We start from the raw sequence: 22158 nt of genomic DNA on the forward strand, positions 1-22158 counted from the left end.
AAAGCACGGTGTGCTTTCAACGCTGAGCAAGCTCGGCGCTCCGAATTGCCTTCGCGTGCTAAATCGCAGCGCTCAGGCAGGTCGTCGCGCTATTCGCGACGCAACTTACGCAGCATTTTGCGCGAAAGAATCAGCAAATGCTTGCCGCGAATGTCGAGCTGTCGCCCTCGCTTAGACGTTGCAGCGGCAATCATCATGGACAAAATAATCAATGAGAACGCCATTGCAATCACGAATAGCGTCATCCAAAGCGGCCATTGCACGTGGTCATCCGGCGGCTTCACAGGGTCCGGCAGCACACGATACCCAGTCACCAAAAGCCTATGCGAGTTCACACCATACGGGGTACACGTTAGCAGAGTCGCCAAGTCGCGCCCCTTTTCGCGCTGCAACAAACTAATATCGTGTGGCTCAACCACGCTGATGCGGAACACTTTGTATCGTAAAGTCTCGCCTTGCACGTCGAGGTAGAAGTAGTCGCCCTTCTTTAAATTCACCAAATCATCAAACATGGTGGCATCCGCAAGACCCGTGTGCGCGGTAATAACTGTGTGGCGGTTCTTGCCGCCAACCGGCAAATCCGTGCCGTACAAATGACCAGCGCCGCGCGCCAAAACTTCTTGCGAACTGCCGTGATAAATAGGAAGTTTTACACCAATTTTCGGAATTTTTACGATGCCGATAATGCCCATAGGTTCCTCAAGCGCCTTAAGATAACGCTTGTATTCAGGCGTGTTAGTTACGTCTTTTTGCCCATCCGGACCATACGGATCCGCGGCAAGCTTGCTTTTGCGAGTTTTATTGTAAAGCTTCGCTGCGCGAATGTGAGCGCGGCGCACATCACCAGCCTGATCGTGGTTATACTTGTCGTACGCGTTAGAAATTTCCTTCGACACGCGATTGTTCCAAAGCGTTGAAACAACAGGGTAACTGAAGCACAAAATACCTGCCAACACGAATGCGATTGGCTCGACGATGCGGCGGAGCTTGGATTTTTGATTGGTTTTTTGCTGCGATTTTTGCGCGATTGTGGTAGGTTGCGCACTTGCGGAAGGTTGCTCGGAAGAGTTCTGATCTGCAGGATTAATTTCGGATGTAACAGTTTCGGATGTAACAGTTTCGGATGTAACAGTTTCGGATGTAACAGTTTCGGAAGTAGCAGTTTCAGCAGCGCTAGTTTCAGAAGCGCGATTCTTGAAAAGCTTGCTTACGATGGGTGCATTAAGGGCGATTTTGTTGAGGAAAGCATATACTTTAGCAACAGCGTCGTTTAATTTCATGCTTCCTCGTTTCGTGGGTTTTTCGTTGGATTTAGATTTGATTTACGATTTATTTATTTTGCGCTCGCTAGTTAGTTCAATTAAAGCGCACAAATATAGAGCCGGGAGCAACAAGTCGCACCCAGCTCCAATATTTATGCCATGCAAACAGATATTTACATTCATGCAGCAGTGACTGCTGATTTTTCTCAGCAGTCACCAACTACAATCAGGCAGCCTGCTGCTCTTCATCCTTCTTGCGGTTGCGCAAGAAGATGAACATGCCGACAGCAACCAAGCACATGCCAGCAAGAGCGAAGATAATCACGCCTGCGGCACCGGTCTTTGGAAGGTTGAAGAGCCAGCTCTTACCGTCATTGCCTGAATCTGGAAGGTTCTCGACAGTAATAGTCTCCTCAGCCTTATTTTCATCAACCTTAATAGAATGAACATTAGGGTTACGAATGTATCCAGCTGGAGCAACAGTTTCCACTGCATAGAACTCTTCACCACGCTTAACGGAATAAGCTTCAGTTAAGCCAGTACCTTTTGCAGTTGCCTTCTCGCCAAAGCCAGCAGAAGACTTCGCTTCGCAAACCTTCTTAAGATCTTCACCAGTTTTACCTTCCTTAAGTGCATTAGCGCAAGCTGTAGCCTCATTCTGATTTGCGAACAACCTAAACTTTGCATCTTGCAAAGGAGAATTATCCTTAGAAGAAACCTTCTTAATCTTGAATGTAGCGAAATCTACCTTTGGATTATCTTTAGTCTTGACTTCGCTTGGAGTTGTTCCGGTATCATGAGATGGCACAATACCACCCTCGTTGGTAACAGAGTTATTACCAAGCGTAGTCGTAACAGCAAGTTTGAACGTCAACTCAACAGTTACCTTTGCAGCCTTGCCAACACTTGCATTTGCAGCAGTAGCAAGTTTGGCACGACCAGCATCAGTGAACGTGATTTCAATCTTCTTCTTACCACCATCAACATCAGTAGGTGTTCCAACTGTGTAATCTGCCTTTGGTGTAAGATCTGTGCTTCCTACCTTAACCTTCTTTACAACATTCTCATAGCTTGCAAAGTAATTAGCTGGAGCAAGATCGAAGACGCTATAGCCCTTGAATTCATCTGCAATACGATTTGGATCAGTAGACTTAGCCTTAACCTTATCGAGGTCTGCAGTAATGGTGTAGGAAATATCATCTCCAGCACCTACAGTCTTCGTTGTATCCTTAGTCTTCTTAACGCTATCAGTGATATCAACGTTCTTAGGATCAACGAACGGAGCATAGTTGTACTTGGTCTCTTTCTTGGCACCAGTAGTAACCTGCTGAATCATTGGCAAAGTCATATAGAATGGCTTAGTTTCCGCAGCAGAATAACCTGCAGGAGCCTTGGTTTCCTGAACCTGATACAAACCAAGTGGAAGATCCTTAAACCTTAAAACACCATTATTGTTTGTATTGCCACTTAATTTACCATTTGTGCCAAATGTATTATCAGTTACTGCGACATTAGCTGTGTTCGCATTAAGATCAGCAGCTTTCTTAGCAATCTCTACCCAAGAGTCATACTTGGTTAAATCAAGGTCTTTGCCGTTGACAGACTTAACCTTCTTAATAGTAAATTCAGCATCCTTAACAGGAGTTTTCTTCTCCTGGTTTCCAGACTTATCGGTTTCACTCTTCCACTTGTAGATGGTGATTGAGCCAGATTTTGGAGCATCAGTCATCCATGGAGCTGATTTGTACTCACCAGTTTGCGACTCAGTGGTCAAACCAACTTGACCTTTTGCCACAGATGTATCAACACTTGGCGCACTATCAGCCCAAGCGGAACTACCAGCCACCACGGCGCCGGCGACGCACAGCGTGCCAGCCATTGCGAGCGAGGCGAATGCCGCCACGCATTGTTTAGTGAATTTATTCACTTTCTTCTCCTTTATATCAGTGCCCTTGTGGGCAGGTTTTGAGGAAAATACGTTTATTGTTTTATTTTGTGTTGCGTTTTGCGAGTGTTCCCACATTCAGAGGTTCCCACATGCAGAGGTTCCCACAACTTGCGAGTGAGAGCCACATTCCGTACGCGTGCCGCATTCAGTGATCTAGCCACTGTTTGCGCGCGTCGCATTGCGCAACAAGTTTTAGCGAGAATCGCACTGCAAGCTTGCGAGTCAGTTACGTCTTGCGACTAGCCGGCTAGCAGGATTGCGTGCAAATGTTTTCATCAGCATCGCCACCTTTCGCTACGTCGCCTTAAAGCGCGAAGCTTTTTGGCAGTTTTGCAGATAAAATCTTTAATCAGTGTCTTACGCAGCAACGCATCAAGCATCGCGCGCCCCCACTTGGTTTGCTCAAGGAAGAACCCAGCCGCCATCACGCCCGTGCCAATCACAGCAAACGCACCAAGCAGCACGTTCCAGTTCATTCCGCCGGTCTTTGGCAGCGCGAATTTAGGCGGATCGATCACGTTCACTTTGAAGGTAATACGCTGCCAATTGTTTCCAAATGCGCCCATTTGCTTTTTGCCAAACACACCTTGACTTGGCTGCAAAGTAGACCAATCAATGCCTGTTATATACTTTCCGTCATTGGTTTTATCTGCATGGTCATAAATCTCTTGGAATTTATCAAGATTGCCGCCAAGAACATGCTTTTTGTCGGTGTTACCTACATTTTCAACTCTATCGCCTTTAAGAGCATACACGGAACATGTGTATGTCCCAGCTTGCTGAGGAATACCAGAAATCTCTACTTCACTTCGCGCAACAGCGCTAACTTTGTCGAGAGGACCAGTTCCCTTTGTAAAACCGTACAGCAAATTAGGGTGGCAATTGTTATCATTCATGCTACATGCGATTCTTTGTTCACGAGTTGCAAACGGCCATGGCTCTACGAACTCGCCGTAACCACCCTTCTTATCGTCCAAATGCATATTCAACGAATCATCAAGGCCACGACTCCACTTTTGCTGACCATCTTTTGTACACAACATGCGGAATGTAATCGGATTCTTATTAGTAACGCTCCACGCGCGCACATACGGGTTCTTAGTAAGACTTGTGCCGCTCATAACGGTAAGTGGATTACTGGTACCTAGAGAATCTTGCTTAGGATCAGCATCTTCAGACCTTAGCAACTCCATTTGAAGGTCGTTAAAGTTATTCTTTTTCGTAACCTTTACAGGAGCAAACACCGGATTCATAGTGCTGGTTGCGCTCGATGAAGCCTTAAACTGGTTATTGCCAGCATCAGGATCGTCCGAAGTGGAACCGTCCGGGTAGTGCACAACAACATACTTTTTGTATGAATTGGCTTTAATAGATAAGTCTGGATTAAATGTTATCTTGCCATACTTAGCACCGTCGCCTTTTTCACTGTGCTTGCCCTTGTGATTATTAGGATCGGCAAGATTGTCAGGCTTATTGCTTTGGTCTTCATTGTTATCGGTTCCCCAATATGCCCATTCTGGTTGCAGTTCGCGAGTAACGCCATCCTTGCCCTTTTCTGTCTTAAACTCAAACCAAGTACCATCTGGGAAAGATCCTTCCTTGATGTAATCATACTTGTTTGGATCATTTGCAGGAGCAACAGGCTTCTTGCTACTAGGCACAGCAGTTTCAACACTTCCACCAGCCTGAACATTCACATTCTCATACACGGGATTATAGAAGTGAGCGTCGTTGTGAATGCGGACCTCGAAAGAGCCAGTCTTATAACCTTTACCGTCTTCACCGTACGGATACTTATTGTCCTTAGTCTTATCAAATATACCAACAGCTGGGTCAGCAGAAGTATCTTTCTTGAGTTTAGCTTTAACCGCATTCTCAAACTCAGTAGACTTCTTATCTCCACTTATAACGTAGACCTTGCACTGGTAGTCTCCAGTCTTTTGAGCCTTTCCGCCAAAATATCCGCGCGTCTGCTCGGAAGCGCCGTCACTGTCGTACAGATAGTTGTTTTTATCGCATTTCTTACTATCTGCGCGGCACTGCTCCTGCTGCTTAAAGCTCGCGTGATCCCAGATTTTCTGGCTCTTAAACCTCAATCCGTCTTTTTCGTCATCTTTCGCATTCTTACCTTTTTTATCAAAATGACCCGGCAAAGCATTATATGTATACTCGCTATACTTACCGTCCGTTCCCTTCTTAGAGCAGATTACATGCTGATGTAACTTACCAACAGACTTAGTCATCCACGAGTCGAAGGTTGCATCGTTAGTTAAGGACTCGCCTACTTTAAGGTCGTAGCCGTTGCCCATGCCCTTATCGTAGTAACGCTTATACAGGTTAAGATTAAGCGTATTTTTATCGTCTTCACGACCAACAGCAACAGGAGCATACACAGGATTGAATGTGTCTTTAGCATTCTGAGTCTTACTGAACTGATTGTTACCAGCCTCAGCATCCTCAGACGTAGAGCCATCAGGATAATGCACAACAACAGGCTGATAATACGTAGCGGCATCCTGCCACTTATCAGGTCTAAAGGTCACCTTACCGTATATTGCACCATCACCAGTATCATGATGCTTACCTATATGATTATTTGGGTCGTTTTTGTTGTCCGGTTCGTTACTATTTGTAGCAGGATCCCACTTAGCCCATTCAATAGAATCTTTGCCATACTTAGTTTTACTCTTATCTGGCTTAGAATACTTTTTCAGCTCATACCAAGTGCCAGGAGGCAAAGCACCTTCCTTAATAGCGTCATATGCATCCTTCTGAATATAAATATTATCTGTAGTTCCACTACCTGGCTTCACACTCGTAGGAGAATTAGACGTTACTTTATTTCCAGCTATCACTTTTGAAAGATCATAAACAGGATTGTAATAGTATGCGTCAGGATGCACGTGAATTGGGAAAGTAACAGATTCCCAATCAATGTGTCGCACAGAGTTATTCTGAGGATTCTTTGCATCTACTGTGTTATTGAGTAATGCGTTAATATTACTCAGTGTTCCACTTGCATCATTTTTGATATTTTTAACAACAGCATCGAAACGAGAAACAAGATTTCCTTTGTTACCTTTATGCGAAAGAGTTTTCAATCCATAAACCGTGCAAACAAAATCGCCATAATCTTTAGGATTACCTTTAATATAAGCTTTCGTTCGTTCTGTGGTTTCCCTATTGCCGTCAACACCATCTTTTACATCATAGTCATAAAGATAAGTTCCAGTTTCGCAACCACTCCTATCATTACGATTGCATTTTTGACGCTTTTCACTATGCTTCTTAACATCAGCATGCTGCCACTGCTTAGGCTTACCATTACTGTCACCAGTAAGGCTCAACCCATTAATTCCACCAACTTGATACGAGCCAGCAATTGGCTGATCAGTCTTAGGATCCTTCTTGTAACAAATCACTCGTTGATCAATAGGTCCAGGCTTATAAGTAGACCATGAGTCTACTAACATATCAACATTTTGATTCTTTTTGAACGTAACACCCTGTGGATCGTTATCTATAATAATAGTTCCGCCAGTTCTGCCAGTATACAGATTCAAATGAAAATCTGGATTTGCTGTTTGTCGCTCTACATTAACTGGAGCATTCACAGGTTTGCCGCCATTAGCAGACCCACGGTCAGTTGACTTAGAACCATCAGGATAATGCACAACTACCGGATAATTGTAAGTGTCTGCTTCCTGCCACTTATCTGGACTAAAAGTTACCTTACCGTATTTTGCACCATCTCCATCATTATGATGATTACCTACATTATTATTATTATTAGCAGGCTTGTTGTCTTGGCCATCTTCAAAAGAAGCCCATTTCGACAATTTGTTATTCAGATTCGAAGGCTCAAACCAAGTTCCATCTGGCAAAGGTGCATTGTTCTTCACATAGCTAGGATTATTCGTAACTCCATTAGCATTTCTGAAGCTTCTTGGAACTTTAGAAACGTTATTATTCTTATCAAAGTTACCTGCCTGCACAGTAGAAGTCTCGTACTTAGGATTGTACATTTCTGCCATTGGGTGCACTTGGAAACGGAATGTGCGCGAAGCTATATCTTTAGAAGTAAGACTAGTAAACATAGCTAACTGTTCAGGATGATTTTTTGCAAGCTTATCAAGGTTATTGAGAGTATTACTACCCGCATGCAACGCGAATACAACACACGTAAAATTGCCATTATTTTTAGGCGTTCCACTAATAACAGCTCGAGAACGCTCAGCTGTATCACTATCATCAGTGTACAAATATTTTTTTGCATCACATTGCTTATCTTTGCAATTTTTTTTTAGCTATATTGAGCTTTTCCCATTGTACAGGCTTACCAATTTTCAAGCCATTAAATTCTTGATTTTCATTAGATAAAAATGTGTACTTACGGTTAGCTGTAGAATCCTCACTGCACAATGTTCGGAAAACAATTTTACCAGGCTGAACATTAGACCATGAGTCAAGTACTAAATTAGGCTTAATAGGCATGCTGTTCGTATAATGCAAAATATCAGAGTCTCTGATTGGAGCACCAGCAAGACTATATTCATTATTTCCATTATGAATATTCAAATGCATATCTTGATCGCCAACTGGAAGCTTATTGACCTCCACACTGGCGTACACTACACCTTTACCGCCATTGAAGTTAGCAGCATCAGAATCCTCAGATGTAGAACCATCTGGATACGTAACAATAACAGGAGTTTTCCCCTTCAGTCCAGCTTCTTTTCTACCTGGCTTAAAATGTACTCTACCTGTTTTCTTATCTTCATTTTCAATATGTGACCACTTAAGCACTGGGTCACCAATGTTGCCACCCTTTCCACCATTACCTTTATATTGCCTTAAGGTAAAAGTAGTTCCCTCGGGCAATGGGCCTTCCTTAACCCAATACTTGCCATTTGGTCGCACGCTCTTAGGACGCTCAGTAAAAGCATTCGATGACGTAGGTTCCACATTCTTCAATGTTTCATATTCAGGGTTATACCGGGACGCTTGCGAAACGACGTGTATATCAACGCCTTTAACCTTCACAATTGAATTGTTCATTTTACAATTGTTAGGTCTAGGATCAGGATAGTTTATTTGAACATCAAAATGTATGGTTCTGCCTCTATCAGAAGGCTTAGGACTATACTTAATTTCGCCTGTTCTTGGATTAATATATGCCTGACCAGGCTTCATATTATTAGGACTACTAGCCTTAGTAACACCAGACGGGAGTATCTCCCTATTCCCAATTTCATTCTTTTTAAACGTAAATTCTATTCCAGCATCAGTTGGAATCATCTCAGACGTAGTTCTGCCTCCATGATTTGGCATGTCCTTATAATATTTAAAATTGCCGTTATAAGAATCACCAACCCACTCACCAGTATTTATATACGGTTTCACGGAAGTAACTTCACCGTAAACAGCGTCCTCTTTAGACCTCTTTGGGAACTGGATGTCATCATCATTTTTAGGATTTAAACCATACTTAAACTCTTCCAAGTCTGGTATGCCATCACCATCGTGATCATACGGACCCCAAGCTGTAAACTTATGCTTGTCACCTCTAAGCGAAATCCAGCCAGCAAGGAAAGGCATGTCATAAGGATTCACTCCATCTTTAACTTCAGCAGAAACAATCCAGCGAATAGCATCTACACCATTATCTTGTTCCCAAGATTTAAGAATTCTGCCAAATTTACCAGCTCTACGCCATGTATTAATTTCACAAGCATTGTTTGAACCCATACCACATTGTGAAATAGAATTATCCCATAGGCCATCGTATCCTTTATCACCAGGCAATTTGGTTTCATTGCTTCCACCATTAAAATCACCTGGTGATTGATTTTCGCCTCGAGTCTCCCAAGAGTACGTATTAATAAATGAATAGCCACCATCCTGTCTCTTAACAGGATGTCGACCGTCACTCCTAGTTCTATAACGCGTAATCTTAATAGTATTGTCCTTAAGATCCGCAGGGAGAATAAGATAAAAGTCAGGTCTACCACCATAAGTATGCTCAGCAGCTTCCTCATCACAGTCTAGAAATGGATTCGCAATTTTTTTAATTCTGCAAGAAGTGGCATTAAAAAGAACATTCCAAGTGATAGTTGTTGTTTTCTTTCCATTAACGGTTACTGTATTTATATCTGGCGGCTGAACACCGAAATCCCTATATACATCATAACTCGCAACAGAGTTAGGAGAAATATATCCATTACCAATGTAATCCCAACTAACATTAGCTGCATTAGCTTCTTTTACCGGCGGCACTATGAGCATGGTTACTATGGTGGCGGCGGCTACGAACATTGCGAAGAGCGCGCGGCGAAGAGTGTGAGATGGGCGTGCTGCGCGAGCGATGGTGACGCTGCCGGAAGTAGCTGCGCTGCTGGAAGTGACTGCATTGTCGAAAGAAGTGCTGGCAGTGCCGAAAGTATTGGCATTGGTGGAAGAAATAACTGCGGTGCTGGAAGTACGAACGGCGTCGTTAGCGCTGGTCTTACGCCAGACCAAAGCGCGCGACGCAAGACGACCCACGCGTGATGCGAATCCACGGAACTTTGCTGGTAACATTTTCTCGCCTTCCTGGTCCTCAACCGCCGCACAAGCCGCAGTATATCCCAAATTCCAACTCTCTAATCTTTAAGACTTCACGTACTCAACCTGCATACGATGCCAATGCTTAGCGTACTAAAACCTTGTACGCATACTACTGCAAATGCCATAGACAGAGCTAACCACAGGTAGTCAGTATAACATATCTGTATGCCCTATATGCAAGCATGGTTGCTGAAAAGCCTCTAATATTTATACCCCCCCCCCCATGAATGATTTCAAGCAAAACACGTGTTATATTCGTGCATATAAAAAATTTCTATAATTCACGAATATCGCTAAAAAATCTACTGTAAAACGCATTTATAATGAATAATTTCCGACGACAAAACGCAAAAATCGCGTCTTCGGCGTGTCTAAAAACCGACCACTTTCCCAACCCAAAGTACTACATGTTGTTATAGCGCATGCATCGCACCGCTATATGCAGTGCTGGTATATGCTGTGTGTGCTGTGTGCTTCGCTGCTGTGTGGCGTGTGAGATTCGTCACTATATGCCGTGCTGCTATATGATTCGTCTATATATACTGTGTGCTTCGTCGCTATATGCCGTGCTGCTATATATACTGTGCAGCACTCAAACAGGTCGTCGCGTACACAAAACCCTAAAACTCCAACTCAGGATTCTTTAACAACTCATCAAACATCACATGATACAAACGCAAAGGCAGATCCTGTCGCTCGCGCGTTACAGCGCGCTCACGTCTTCGCTTGCATTGAAAGCACACCGTGCTTTCAACTTTGAGCAAGCTCAGCGCTCCGAATTACCTTTGCGCGCTACGCTTTAAGCGCAAAAGTAGGTCGTCGCGCACAAACGTAAACAGCCTCATCGTCCGTCCCATAATCTATAACCACATACCTATCGTGATACTTTCTGCCAGCAGCCTTAAACTTCAAATCAACACCAGGATAATCGCTTACAAAATCTCCCAACATGCTTTCCGTAAGCATATTCTTATTCCTAGAATTATCACTAAAAACTACTATTCCCACCCCTTCACCAGCAAACCGTAATAGTTCCAAAGTTTTAAGACCAATATAATTATCAACAACGTAAATGCTTTTCTTAGCTGATTTATATATTTTGCAATACGCAAGATCCGCTTCTATTTTATTGCCGTCCATAAGAAGAAAATGTTTATGCGTATTTGGATTAATAAAATTATCCATTACCTTATTAAAATCTTCCTTTGTTGCCATTTGAGATTTTATTTCCGCTATATCTTTAGTATTCTGATTCGTTTGAATCGCCAACTGCGCTAACTCATTCGCGCCAATAAAATCCCTGTTTTCAACAATATAATCCTTCATTTGCTTAAAGGTTCTAATAAGCGCTTTCGACTGAATTATGGCAAGTTCGCCTCTTAACACAGTCATGAGCATATAAATACCTTGCTCCGTAAAAGCATATAGAAGCTTTCTGCGACCACCCCAACTTGATGTAGAATTTTTCGACATCAAGTTTTTGAACTCGTCAGCAGTTAGCTGAAACATAAAATCTTCGCCCTCAAACTTTTCAATATTATTCTTAATCTGTCTATTGAAATTTTTCGTTTCATACCCATATATTTCAGCAAGCTCAAAATCAAGCATAACTTTTTGATTGCGAATGTTATAGATCTTCTCTTTTATCGTTTTAGCATCTATAAGCGCTTTAACTGGCACACTTCTAGCGTCCGCGATAATTAAATTTTTATTCTGCTCTACCATAAAACCCCTCCTAAAAATGTACGTAAAACCTAGCGCAGTGCAACAAAAACGTAACTTCTAACACAAGATCCATAAATCACAAGCAACACTGCAAAATCACAGAAACAAATCACAGAAACAAATCACAGAAACAAATCACAGAAACAAATCACTAAGTTACTAAAATCACGCAAATCACATATAAACGCATCGTTTAAACGCATCAGCGCATATACAACTATTCTACAAAACAGTACAGGAAAAGCAACGAGTAGACAGGCACGACCGAAACGACTCAGGCGTGCGCAGTTTATGTTACCTACGCACCAAAAAACGACAGAAACTGTGCAACCGCGTAAAATAAATGTCGCGAAATGACGGAATTGCGACAGAAACTGTGCAGCCGCGCGCTACGCTCCAAGCGAAAAGGCAGGTCGTGTCGCTCGCGCAGATTAGCCGCGTTCACGTCCTCGCTTGCGTTGAAAGCACACCGTGCTTTCAACCCTAAGCAAGCTCGGCGCTCCGAGTTGCTTTCGCGCGCTAAATCGCAGCGCTCAGGCAGGTCGTCGCGCGCTAAAATCATCAATAATTGCTTGCATAATTAATGATATTTACGTTACATTATATAGAATTATTGTATACTTATATGAGAGTATGAGAAAAAGTACAAAATTCACCATAGACATAGGAGTCCAAAATGACTACAGCAACAAAAGATATAGTAAACGTGAACTTTCGAGCAAAGAAAGAAGACAAACTCAACGCAGAACGAGTTTGCAAGGAGCTCGGAATCTCTATGAGCGCCGCGCTGAACGTGTTTATTAAAACGATTGGTCGCGAAAAGAGGATACCGCTAGATTTTTCGCTAGATCCGTTTTACGAACCGTCAAATCAAGCATATTTGAAATCGCAGATTGACGGTGTGAGAAATGGAACCATCAAGCTCGAAGAGCACAATCTAATAATGGATTAGGACGTAGGGTTCAAACAATGAGAAAGATTGCTTGGACTCCAGATGCCTGGAACGACTATCTCTATTGGGAAAGCGATAATAAAACTCGCAAAAAGCTCAACAATATTATTAAAGAGATTATGCGGAATCCAATAGACGGAAAAGGTAAGCCTGAACCACTCAAAGGAAACTATTCCGGTTGCTGGAGTAGACGAGTAAACGATAAGGATAGAATCGTTTACTCATTTACAGATGACTCGATTATAATCTACGCCTGCAGAGGCCACTACGACGATAAGTAGGGAAAGTAGGGAAAGTAGAAAATCAAAAGTGGGCTTAATGGGGTTCGAACCCACGACCTTCTGCTCCGGAGGCAGACGCTCTATCCACTGAGCTACAAGCCCGCAACTCGAGAAAGTATACACGCTAGTGAGGATGCGCGACGACCTGCCTGAGCGCAGCATTGCGCGCGCGAAGGCAATTCGGAGCGCCGAGCTTGCTCAGGGTTGAAAGCACAGTGTGCTTTCAACGCAAGCGAGGTCTGCCTGCGGCTTTATTACGAAGGCAGGGCAGGTTAGTATGGTTGTGCTTTAGAAATTAAATTGTGACTGGGGATGCGAAGCAAAAAGCGGCAGAAACTTTACAGCGGTGTAAAGGAAAGGTCGGCTACGCACGAAAAAACGGCAAAAACTGTGCAGCCATGTAAAATAAATGTCGCCTACGCGCCAAAAAACGGCAGAAATTTTACAGGCACGCACAGTTTATGCCGCCTGTGCAGCAAAAAACGGCAGAAACTTTACAGGAGCGCGCAGTTTATGCCGCCTGCGCACGCAATCGCGCACGCAGCCATCACGCGCCACCGAGGAAGGCAAAGGTGCCAAAGTAAAGCGCAGCCGCAACAGCAACCGACGGCACAATCGCGCACACAGCAAAAATCCACCAGTCGCGTGCACGCACACGACTCACCCTAGCGTGCGAACGCGCACCAACTCCCCCAAAACCGCGCGCTTCCATAGCAGTGGCGAGCGTCGTCGAACGTCGAATCGAAAGCACAAGCAGCGCAAACGACTGCGGGAAGAACGCCCTCACGCGACGTTCATCACCCAAACCGCGCGAACGCCTCGACGCAGTCAGTGCCGCCCAATCATCCTGCAGCACACCAAACAGCCTAATTCCAGCCAAACCGCCGTACACGAATCGATCGGGCAAATGCAACACCTGGCTGAAAGCATCAGCCAAATCCGTAGCATCAAGCCCAATCACCATCACAATCGACGGCACGCCAATCGCCAAAATCCTAAGCGAAGTTGCAACAGCCAGCATAGCCGAACGATCCGTAGCATGCATCAGCCACCACTGGAACCAAGTATTTCCGCCACTTTTGCCGTATAGCAACACAGTGAGCGCGGAAGTCGGCGCGCCCACCCACACAGGCCACGAAAGGCGAATCACACGCCATGGCGGAAGCTTAATGCACGCAAAAATCACAAATTCCAGCAGCAACGCAACCGAAGCAGAAACGCAATCAAGCGTAAAAAGTAGCGGAATCGAAGCCGCGAACGCTCCAAAAATGCGAAATACTGGATTAATTGACGCAAGAAGCGGCGATTTGCTTGAAAGTTTCGCTTCCTCGTCGCGATTGTTTACAGCGCTCACTTTGATACGCGAAATGTCTGTTGCGCCGGTAGTTGCGGAAAGCGCTTCGGAAGCACTCGCTTCAGCAGCACTCATTTCAGCAGCTTCAGCTTTCGCATCCGGCACAAGCTCAACCAAGCGCGCACCCAACGCCTCAACCAGCTCACGGTCGTGCGTCACCACAATAATGCTTACACCCTCGCTACGAAGGCTTGCAATCAAGCGAATAATTTGCAACCAAGTTTTGCGGTCCTGCCCAAAAGTCGGCTCGTCCAAAATCAGCACACGCGGAGCCGCAGCAAGCGACGCCGCCACAGTCAGACGACGCTTTTCACCTCCCGAAAGCGTGTACGGATTCGCCTTCGCGTAACGAGCCAGACGGAATCGCTTCAGCAACTCCTGAGCCTTCGCGCGCGCCTCATCCGCCGAAACACCCGTGCGAAGCGGCCCCAACATAACCTCATCCAACACCGAACCACACGCAAACTGATGCTCCGGATTCTGAAAAACGTACGAAATGCGCTTCGCCAAATCAGGCGACTTCCACTTCATTGGATCCGTACCATTCGCGCCTTGAGCAAGAGCATCACTCGCCACAACCTCGCCGTTTACTGCCGGCAAAAGACCAGCCAAAGTGAGCGAAAGCGTTGATTTTCCAGCACCGTTCGCGCCAACCAAAGCCGTAATCTGCCCGGCTTTAAACTCAAGATTGATGTGACGCGCAATCGGCTCGCTATTATGGCTGATTGCGAGGTCCTTCGTGGAAAGTAGCACTTCTCCGTAGCCTTCTGCTGGACTGCAGTTTTCGTAATATTTTTCAGAAGATTCTGCATTTGCGGAAGAATTACTTATGAAAGATTCATTTGCAGAAGATTTTACGTTTTTCTTGTAGCGTTCCGGAAGCCAAATACCCAGATCCTCAAAGTCCAAATCGGTGCGATTAAACACATCGTCTGGCGTGCCGTCCGCCACAATCACCGTGCGCGAAGAAGCCGCGCGCGCAATATCGTCATCGTGAACGGTTTCGCTATGAACGGTTTCGCCGTTCGCATCTTTTCCGTTCGCAGCTTCATCATTCTCAAGCCCAAGCACAACCACGCGGTCAATCATGTCAATCCACGGCTCCGCGTGATGCTCCACAAGCACCATCGTGGCATGCGTCGAATCCAAAACCGCGCGCACAGCACCAACAATCTGCTGCGTGCCATCCGGATCCAAATTCGCAGTCGGCTCGTCCAAAAGCAGCACACTCGGCTGCATAGCGAGCGCGCCAGCAAGCGCCAAACGCTGCATCTGACCGCCACTTAAATGCGAAGTTGAGCGATACAATTGCAAGCCATCCAAACCAACTTCTTTAAGACTTTTGCGCACGCGATCCCAAATCTCACCGCGCGGAACGTTCATATTTTCCGGACCAAACGCAACGTTATCCCCCAAACGCTGGAAAATCGCCTGTGCATCCGGATCTTGCAAAACCAAACCAACACGACCGCGCGCACGTCGAACCGGCACGCCGTCAACCAAAACGCAACCCTCGCTCACACCACCATCGGCATCTTCGACGAGAGTGGTTTGCTGGGATTTTGCGCTATCTTCGCTATTTTCTACGCTATCTTTTGCGCTATTTTTCGCCACAAAATCATTGCCAATAAGACCTGCCGCGCCGCTTAAAATCGTGGATTTACCGATGCCTGATGCACCAAGCAGCAACACGCGCTGCCCCGCCTTAATTGTGAGGTCCAACCCGCGCACAGCAAAAGCGCGACGGGAAGCATGACGATAACCCCAATTCTCAAAACGAAGTTCAGCGTTATTAGCTTTGCTAGCTTTATTAGCGTTATTAGCGCTGCTGTCACTATTGCAATCGCTTGAAGCTGATGGAAGGAAAGTTTCAGATTCTTGCGATTTAACAGCATCAGGCATAGTAAATCCTTTATGGCAATGATAGATTTTTAATTTTTGCGAATACGTTATTCGCTATTTTTCGCGTATTTCGCGACCGGACGCAAACTGATCCAACGCGCCGGTCTTAGCGATTCCCACATACAAGAACCACATTAAAACACCAGCAAACACAATTCCGGAAACCACTGTGCTGGCGAAGTATGGAAGACCATACTTGCCGAATACGCTAACAGCCTGCAACTTACCGAGGAAGGTGTAACCCCAGCAACCAATGCCAGTCAATGCGCCGGAAAGAATCATTGTGTTCAAATTCCACTTCTTGTAAGCGAAAATAATGAACGCAATTTCAGCAAACAGACCCTGAACCACTGCAATAGCGAAGGTTTCAGCACCACCCCACTGATTGCCCATCAAAGCTTCGAGCACGCCAGCTACGACTTCAGCGTAAATAGCAGCACCCGGCTTACGCACGATTACTGCGGCCAAAGGAGCAGCGAAGAGCCAAAGACCGTTAATAAGACCTGCAAAACCTGGAAGAATGCTGTTTAGCGCAGTCCATGGAACCTCACTAAAAATGGCAACAACCCAATAAATAAAAGCAGAAACAACGCCAATTACGGAAGCAACTGCGATGTCTGCAACACGCCACTGCATGTTGGACTGATAATTTTCTTCTGACATAAAAATGTGCCTTTCTTGTTACGTGTTGCAATGCGTTACATTGTGCGCAATGCAATATTTTGCGTTACATGCGTACATTACGATGCTGTGCGTCAAACGCGTTACATTGCGATGCGTTACATGCAATACTTTGCGTTACAAAGAAACCTTGCAACACCTCTCCAGGCACGGGAAAAACAGACCTCCGTGCGCCGGTATTACCCGGATTCACGTTCAAGCGGTTTTCTCTCAGCTCTGAATGTTCACGCTTACATAAGCGAGACAACACAGAGCACCCGTGTCGATTGACGATTGTACGGCAGCGCGTAGACGCCAACCCTCCAAACGCGGGCGCGACGACATGCTTGAGCGCAGCACAGCGCGCGCGAAAGCAACTCGGAGCGCCGAGCTTGCTCAAGGTTGAAAGCACAGTGTGCTTTCAACGCAAGCGAGGTCTGCCTTCGTCTCGATTGACGAAGGCAGGGCAGGTTTGCATGGTAGTTTATTGGGAATTCGGTTGTGTTTTGTGCGCGCGACGACCTGCTTGAGCGCAGCACAGCGCGCGCAGTCACCCATCTGCACCAGTAACGAAAAACGACAGAAACTTTACGCGCGTGTAAAATAAAGGTCGCTTGCGCACCAAAAAACGGCAGAAACTTTACAACCGCGTACAGTTTATGCCGCCTGCGCGCGCAATCCCGGCAGAAACTGTGCAGCTGTGTACAGAAAATGTCGAAATCTCACCAAAAAGCGACAGTTCCTTCACATTTACGTAAAGTAACTGTCGCCAATCCGTCGCAAGAATAATTTACTTACCGCGCATTGCACGACGGCTGATGCGCTGCGGACGCGTTGGATCGATTCCCTTCGGAATGCCAAATCCACTCTTGCTTTGCAACGTGCGCAAACGCTCATTCAAAATCGCAAGCTCCGTCTTAGTAAGGAAGAATCGGCGGTTCGGATGAATTTTATCGAACAACGCAAACTTGTGCTTCACAGGCTGTAGCGTCTTCGAGCGCAACACCTTTCCGCGCAATTCTTTAAGCTTCACCTGATTTTCGCCATTACCAACAGCAATACGGTATACAGGTATATTAGATCCGGCAGTAACGCTTTTAATAGCGTGCTCCTGTCGATCCATAGCATGCATTAAACGCTCGTAATTACCCTCACCAACGAGGAAAATTCCGTTAAAACCAGTGCCTCGCCAAAGCGCATCCTTCGTGCGCGCATCCACCCACACAGGCTGCTGCGGAAAAGTAAAACCGCCCTTATTAATCGCAGAAATAATGCCGGCAGCCGCACCCGGACGACCTTCCAACTTTGCGTAACCAACTTTATCTGCACGCTTCGTAAGCACAACAGTAAACAGCAGCAGACCAAGCATCACCGCTGTAATAAGCATCATAATCCACATCAAAATGGACCAACGAGATGCAATTCCAAGAATTACAGCAACCAAAATCGGCGCAGCAAACGCGCAAGACAACCACAGAGGCAGCTGCTTATCGTCAGAATGCGTGTACTTATAAATACGTATGATCTGCGAGAACATGCCCTGCTTTTTCTTAGGCTTCTTCATGCCTTGCGTCGCACCCTTCGACGCGCCTTGCGATTTGCTTTGTGCTTTATCTTGTGCCATGCGTTTCCCCCATAATATTCGCGTTATTTTGAGTATCCCAAATAATAATAGTAGCTTGTGCAAATATTAATAAATTTGCACTTACTTTTGCACTTACTTCGGCCAGTTACCACGCTTTGCGCTACTCGGCTTAGGCAAACGCCAGCGACGAAGCTGCATAGCGCGGCTGAATGCGTACATGCCGGAACGCGATTTGCGCGACACAGCCACATCACCAAAACGACGAATCAGCTCCTTGCGCAACTTACGCCACATAACAAACATGTCAATTACAGATGCAAACAAATACGCGTACAAGAACACTGCAAAAACAAAATAAACAATCACAAACTTAGATAGCGCAAACAAGCAAATCATAATCAGCACTGCAACTGGTATGAAAAACTCGCCAATATTAATTCGAGCATCCACGTAATCGCGAATATACACACGCCACGGAAGCTGCTCAATTTTTGGCATATGCGCCAAATCGCCAGTGCGCATTGCGTTGTATTGCAAATTCTCAGATTCGCGAAGACGAGCACGCGCGCGTTTTGCGCTTTCCTTGCGATCTGCTGGTACTAGTGGACGAAGCTTTTGCGCCTGAGCAGCGTTGCGCTTAGGAGTCGGCGCGTTTTTTTCGCGAGATTTCGTCGCTACAGACGATTCTGCATCCGCTACTTTCTTTTGCAACGAAGGAGTAGACGCGCCCTCATTATTGGCAGTTTTCTTTGCAAATGGATTCCATGTCATGTTTGCAGATTACTCAACAGACTAGACGCATGCAGACGCGGAGGAAACGGCAGAAACTTTACGCGCGTGTAAAGAAAAAGTCGGCTACGCAGCAAAAAGCGGCATAAACTTTACAGCGTTGCAAAGTTTATGCCGCCTGCGCGCAAAATTAGCCAGAATTACTCGCCCAATCGATCCAAAAGCAGCGCTTCCGTCACAATATTTCCGCGCAAACCAGAAAGCGAAATCGACTCGTTCGGGCTGTGCGCATTGGACTTAGGATCTTCCGGACCCGTCACCAGCACCTGCGCCTTCGGGAAGATGCGCTGAAGCTCCGGAATAAACGGAATCGAACCACCCTCGCCCTTATTTACCGGCTCCACGCCGAAAGCATCGCGCATAGAAGCGAGCGCATCCTTCGTTGCAACAGCATCCGGATCCATTGCCCAACCCATGCCGTTATCAATCGGCTCTGCAGTAACTTCTGCACCAAAAGGCGCGTGAGATACCAAGAAGTCGCACAAAGCTTTTTGCGCTTCTTCCGGACGCTGCGAAGGCGCGGTACGAAGCGAAAGACGCAACTTAGTTTCGTGCGCAATCACATTAAAACTGCCCTCAACAGGATGTGCGTCCATGCCGATTACCGTCAAGCTCGGCTTAGTCCACATGCGCGCTGCGAGAGAACCGGTGCCGGCAAGCTTATAAGAATCGACCACGGAAGAGTCGGCACGCACTTGCGCTTCGTCCAAATCGCGCTGCAAACCGCCAACCGGCTCCTGTGCTTCAATTCCAGGCACTGCCAGGTCGCCAGCCTCGTTGTAAAGCGAGGCAATAAGCATGGAAGCGAGCGTGTAAGCATCTAAAATCGGGCCGCCAAACTGACCGGAATGCACTTGATGGCCGAGCACTTTAACCTTCACGTCCACGTCGGTATTTCCGCGCAAACTCGTTGTAAGACTTGGGATTTCGGCGGACCAGTTGCCGGAGTCGGCAACGATAATTACGTCTGATTCAAATTCGGCTTTATGCGACTCGATAAAAGGAATGAAGCTTGGCGAGCCCATTTCTTCTTCGCCTTCGATGAAAACCTTAATATTTACGCGCAAATCGTCGCTCAGTGCGCGCAAAGCTCCGTAGTGAATTGCGATTCCGCCGCCGTCGTCGGCTGAGCCGCGTCCGTAGAGGCGACCGTCGCGCTCGGTACCTTCAAATGGGTTGGTTTCCCACTCAGATGGATCTGGAACTGGCTGCACATCATGATGCGCGTAGAGCAAAACCGTTGGCGCGCTTGGGTTTACGATGCGCGAGCCGACCACTTCGAAAGCTCCTGGAGTGCCGTCCGGATTCGTAGACTGCTCGACGCGCGCGTCAATACCAACCTCACGCAATACCCCAGCCACGTATTGCGCGGACTTGCGCATATGCTCGCCAGCAATGCCCTTAGCCGACACCGCAGCCAGTGAAATCTTCTTATTCAGCACGGAAACTACGTCATTCCAGGCGTTTTGCACGCGAGCGCGCACGTCTTCGACAGCCAAACCTGCCATAAATCCTCCCAACTAAAAGTAACAGAGCGATAATTGATGCCTGTAAAACTATATCTACAAATTTAAACTATATTCGCAACTATGTCCGCAAATATGAGGAAACGCGAGAAAACGCGACGCAAACTTAACTATCTACTTTGGTCAGCTTGCGAGACCGTTTCTTTACACGCCTGTAAAGTTTCTGCCGCTTTTTGGTACGTAGGCGACATAAACTGCGCACGCACGTAAAGTTTCTGCCGCTTTTTGGCGCGCAAACGACCATTACTTTACACACACGTAAAGTTTCTGCCGCTTTCAAGCCCTCTCAATGCGCGTGGCAACCCAATCGACGATATAAGGCGCGCACTGCTCAACCTGATCCATCGCAACCTCAAATTCGCGAGGACCTCCGTACCACGGATCTGCCAAGTCGAGCAACATCTCGCGACCCGGCTGAGGCTTAGGAAGTGACGGGTCAAACGCGCGGTACATGTGCACAAGTTCGCGTTTTTGCGCCGGCAGCAAACGCAAAAGCGAACGCATATGCGAAGCCGTCATAGGCAAAAACAGGTTCGTTTCCGCAATCTCATCCGCTTCAATTCGATGCGCAAAATGCGAAGCAGGAAGCCTGTATCCGCGCTTAGTTAATTCCCTTTGCGCGCGGCGGTCAATCGGATTTCCGTACTCTTCGTCGCTTACACCGCTGGAACGCACAGCAACAACGTCGCCCAATCCCCTCAATTGAAACTCGTTGCGCAACACAATTTCCGCCATTGGCGAGCGGCAAATATTACCTGTGCAAACCGTCATAACAGTGTATGGGTGACGTGCGTCTACCTTGATTTTGCTTGATTCTTCAGTCATGCTTCCTCGTTTATTTTGCTGTCTCGTTTACTTTGCGATTTCTCGTTTACTAAGCAGGCTCATATACCATAAACCGGTATCGTGCAGGATTGCTTTCGCTACCAACTTTTAGCGGCGCTTCCTCAAACTCGCCTTCGCGCGCAACATGCCATTTTCCTGCATCAACTAATGCATGAATATTCGGAGCAAATGTGTCCGCTGCAACTTTCGCATCAATTTGCGTTACGTAAGCTGCGTCTGCGTGATAATTCGCAAGCATTTCGCGCAAAATCGCAGCTCCGCCAATAACCCAGATTGCGCGTCCGTCTTGAGGCAAGTCTTGAGATGCGCTTTCCGCAACTACCAGCGCTTCCCTATTTTCCAGCCATTCGCGCGCGTAATCCAAAGCCGCGTCAATGCTAGTAAAACTACGCGCTCCATCCGCCACAAAATCAGGATTATGCGTAACAACAATATTTTCGCGACCCGGAAGCGGACGGAATTTCGGAGGCATCGCATCCCATGTACCGCGACCCATAATCACAGGGCAGCCGATAGTCATCGCCTTAAAATAGCGCAAATCCGGCGAAAGTCGCCACGGCATGCCTCCGTTTACGCCCATAGCGCCGGGCTTGCCGTCCAAACCAGAAGCCTCGCCCCAAATCAGTCGCACAGGGAAATTATGCGACACGCTGTTTGCCATATACGCACCTCACACGCTAAAACAAGCTAAAAATTAAACTAAATCAAGCAAAATCAAGCAA

14 protein-coding genes and 1 tRNA gene are annotated in these 22158 nt (G+C 46.4%); 2 read left to right on the forward strand and 13 right to left on the reverse strand.

Annotated elements, in window-relative coordinates:
• Positions 1–89: 89 nt before the first annotated feature.
• From HXT58_RS04105 to HXT58_RS04125, 5 genes are all read right to left on the reverse strand, one after another.
• Entirely contained in the window at positions 90–1280 is a 1191-nt protein-coding gene (locus HXT58_RS04105; RefSeq protein ID WP_421775614.1) for a class C sortase, read from the reverse strand.
• A gap of 208 nt (positions 1281–1488) precedes the next feature.
• The gene (locus HXT58_RS04110) at positions 1489–3189 is read right to left on the reverse strand and encodes a SpaH/EbpB family LPXTG-anchored major pilin (protein ID WP_410297115.1); all 1701 of its coding nucleotides are present in this window, start codon (positions 3187–3189) and stop codon (positions 1489–1491) included.
• 296 nt (positions 3190–3485) lie between these two features.
• Positions 3486–7472 (reverse strand): hypothetical protein, encoded by a 3987-nt coding sequence (locus HXT58_RS04115; protein WP_421775615.1) that lies wholly within the window; start codon positions 7470–7472, stop codon positions 3486–3488.
• A gap of 22 nt (positions 7473–7494) precedes the next feature.
• Positions 7495–9789 carry a Rib/alpha-like domain-containing protein gene (locus tag HXT58_RS04120; RefSeq protein WP_421775616.1) on the reverse strand — a complete coding sequence of 765 codons (2295 nt, stop codon included), beginning with the start codon at positions 9787–9789 and terminating at the stop codon, positions 7495–7497.
• A gap of 819 nt (positions 9790–10608) precedes the next feature.
• Positions 10609–11541 (reverse strand): ORF6N domain-containing protein, encoded by a 933-nt coding sequence (locus HXT58_RS04125; protein WP_421775617.1) that lies wholly within the window; start codon positions 11539–11541, stop codon positions 10609–10611.
• A gap of 676 nt (positions 11542–12217) precedes the next feature.
• Between HXT58_RS04125 and HXT58_RS04130 the strand changes: the two genes are divergently transcribed.
• Both HXT58_RS04130 and HXT58_RS04135 read left to right on the forward strand, forming a co-directional pair.
• Entirely contained in the window at positions 12218–12493 is a 276-nt protein-coding gene (locus tag HXT58_RS04130; protein ID WP_174182636.1) for a type II toxin-antitoxin system RelB/DinJ family antitoxin, read from the forward strand.
• A gap of 17 nt (positions 12494–12510) precedes the next feature.
• Complete coding sequence (locus tag HXT58_RS04135) at positions 12511–12774, forward strand: Txe/YoeB family addiction module toxin (protein ID WP_080550925.1); 264 nt, start codon at positions 12511–12513, stop codon at positions 12772–12774.
• 29 nt (positions 12775–12803) lie between these two features.
• Here the strand turns inward: HXT58_RS04135 and HXT58_RS04140 are convergent.
• The 8 genes from HXT58_RS04140 to HXT58_RS04175 all read right to left on the reverse strand — a co-directional run bounded on the left by HXT58_RS04140 (position 12804) and on the right by HXT58_RS04175 (position 22097).
• A tRNA-Arg gene (locus tag HXT58_RS04140) sits at positions 12804–12876 on the reverse strand.
• A gap of 445 nt (positions 12877–13321) precedes the next feature.
• The gene (locus tag HXT58_RS04145) at positions 13322–16030 is read right to left on the reverse strand and encodes an ATP-binding cassette domain-containing protein (protein WP_415705857.1); all 2709 of its coding nucleotides are present in this window, start codon (positions 16028–16030) and stop codon (positions 13322–13324) included.
• A 54-nt stretch (positions 16031–16084) separates the two neighbouring features.
• A complete protein-coding gene (locus tag HXT58_RS04150) occupies positions 16085–16693 on the reverse strand; it encodes an ECF transporter S component (protein WP_004105192.1) in 609 nt (202 codons plus the stop codon).
• A 787-nt stretch (positions 16694–17480) separates the two neighbouring features.
• Positions 17481–18254: a DUF4191 domain-containing protein gene (locus HXT58_RS04155; protein WP_410295780.1), complete on the reverse strand. Its 774-nt coding sequence runs from the start codon at positions 18252–18254 to the stop codon at positions 17481–17483.
• A gap of 153 nt (positions 18255–18407) precedes the next feature.
• Positions 18408–19046: a DUF3043 domain-containing protein gene (locus tag HXT58_RS04160; protein ID WP_004105197.1), complete on the reverse strand. Its 639-nt coding sequence runs from the start codon at positions 19044–19046 to the stop codon at positions 18408–18410.
• Positions 19047–19204: 158 nt separating this feature from the next.
• Positions 19205–20572, reverse strand: a complete 1368-nt coding sequence (locus HXT58_RS04165; RefSeq protein WP_064340451.1) for a dipeptidase — start codon at positions 20570–20572, stop codon at positions 19205–19207.
• A gap of 294 nt (positions 20573–20866) precedes the next feature.
• Complete coding sequence (locus tag HXT58_RS04170) at positions 20867–21415, reverse strand: low molecular weight protein-tyrosine-phosphatase (RefSeq protein WP_004105200.1); 549 nt, start codon at positions 21413–21415, stop codon at positions 20867–20869.
• 49 nt (positions 21416–21464) lie between these two features.
• Positions 21465–22097: a dihydrofolate reductase gene (locus tag HXT58_RS04175; RefSeq protein WP_421775618.1), complete on the reverse strand. Its 633-nt coding sequence runs from the start codon at positions 22095–22097 to the stop codon at positions 21465–21467.
• Positions 22098–22158: the final 61 nt, after the last annotated feature.

It is taken from the genome of Gardnerella sp. KA01000, from assembly GCF_049244035.1.
Classification (GTDB): domain Bacteria; phylum Actinomycetota; class Actinomycetes; order Actinomycetales; family Bifidobacteriaceae; genus Bifidobacterium; species Bifidobacterium leopoldii.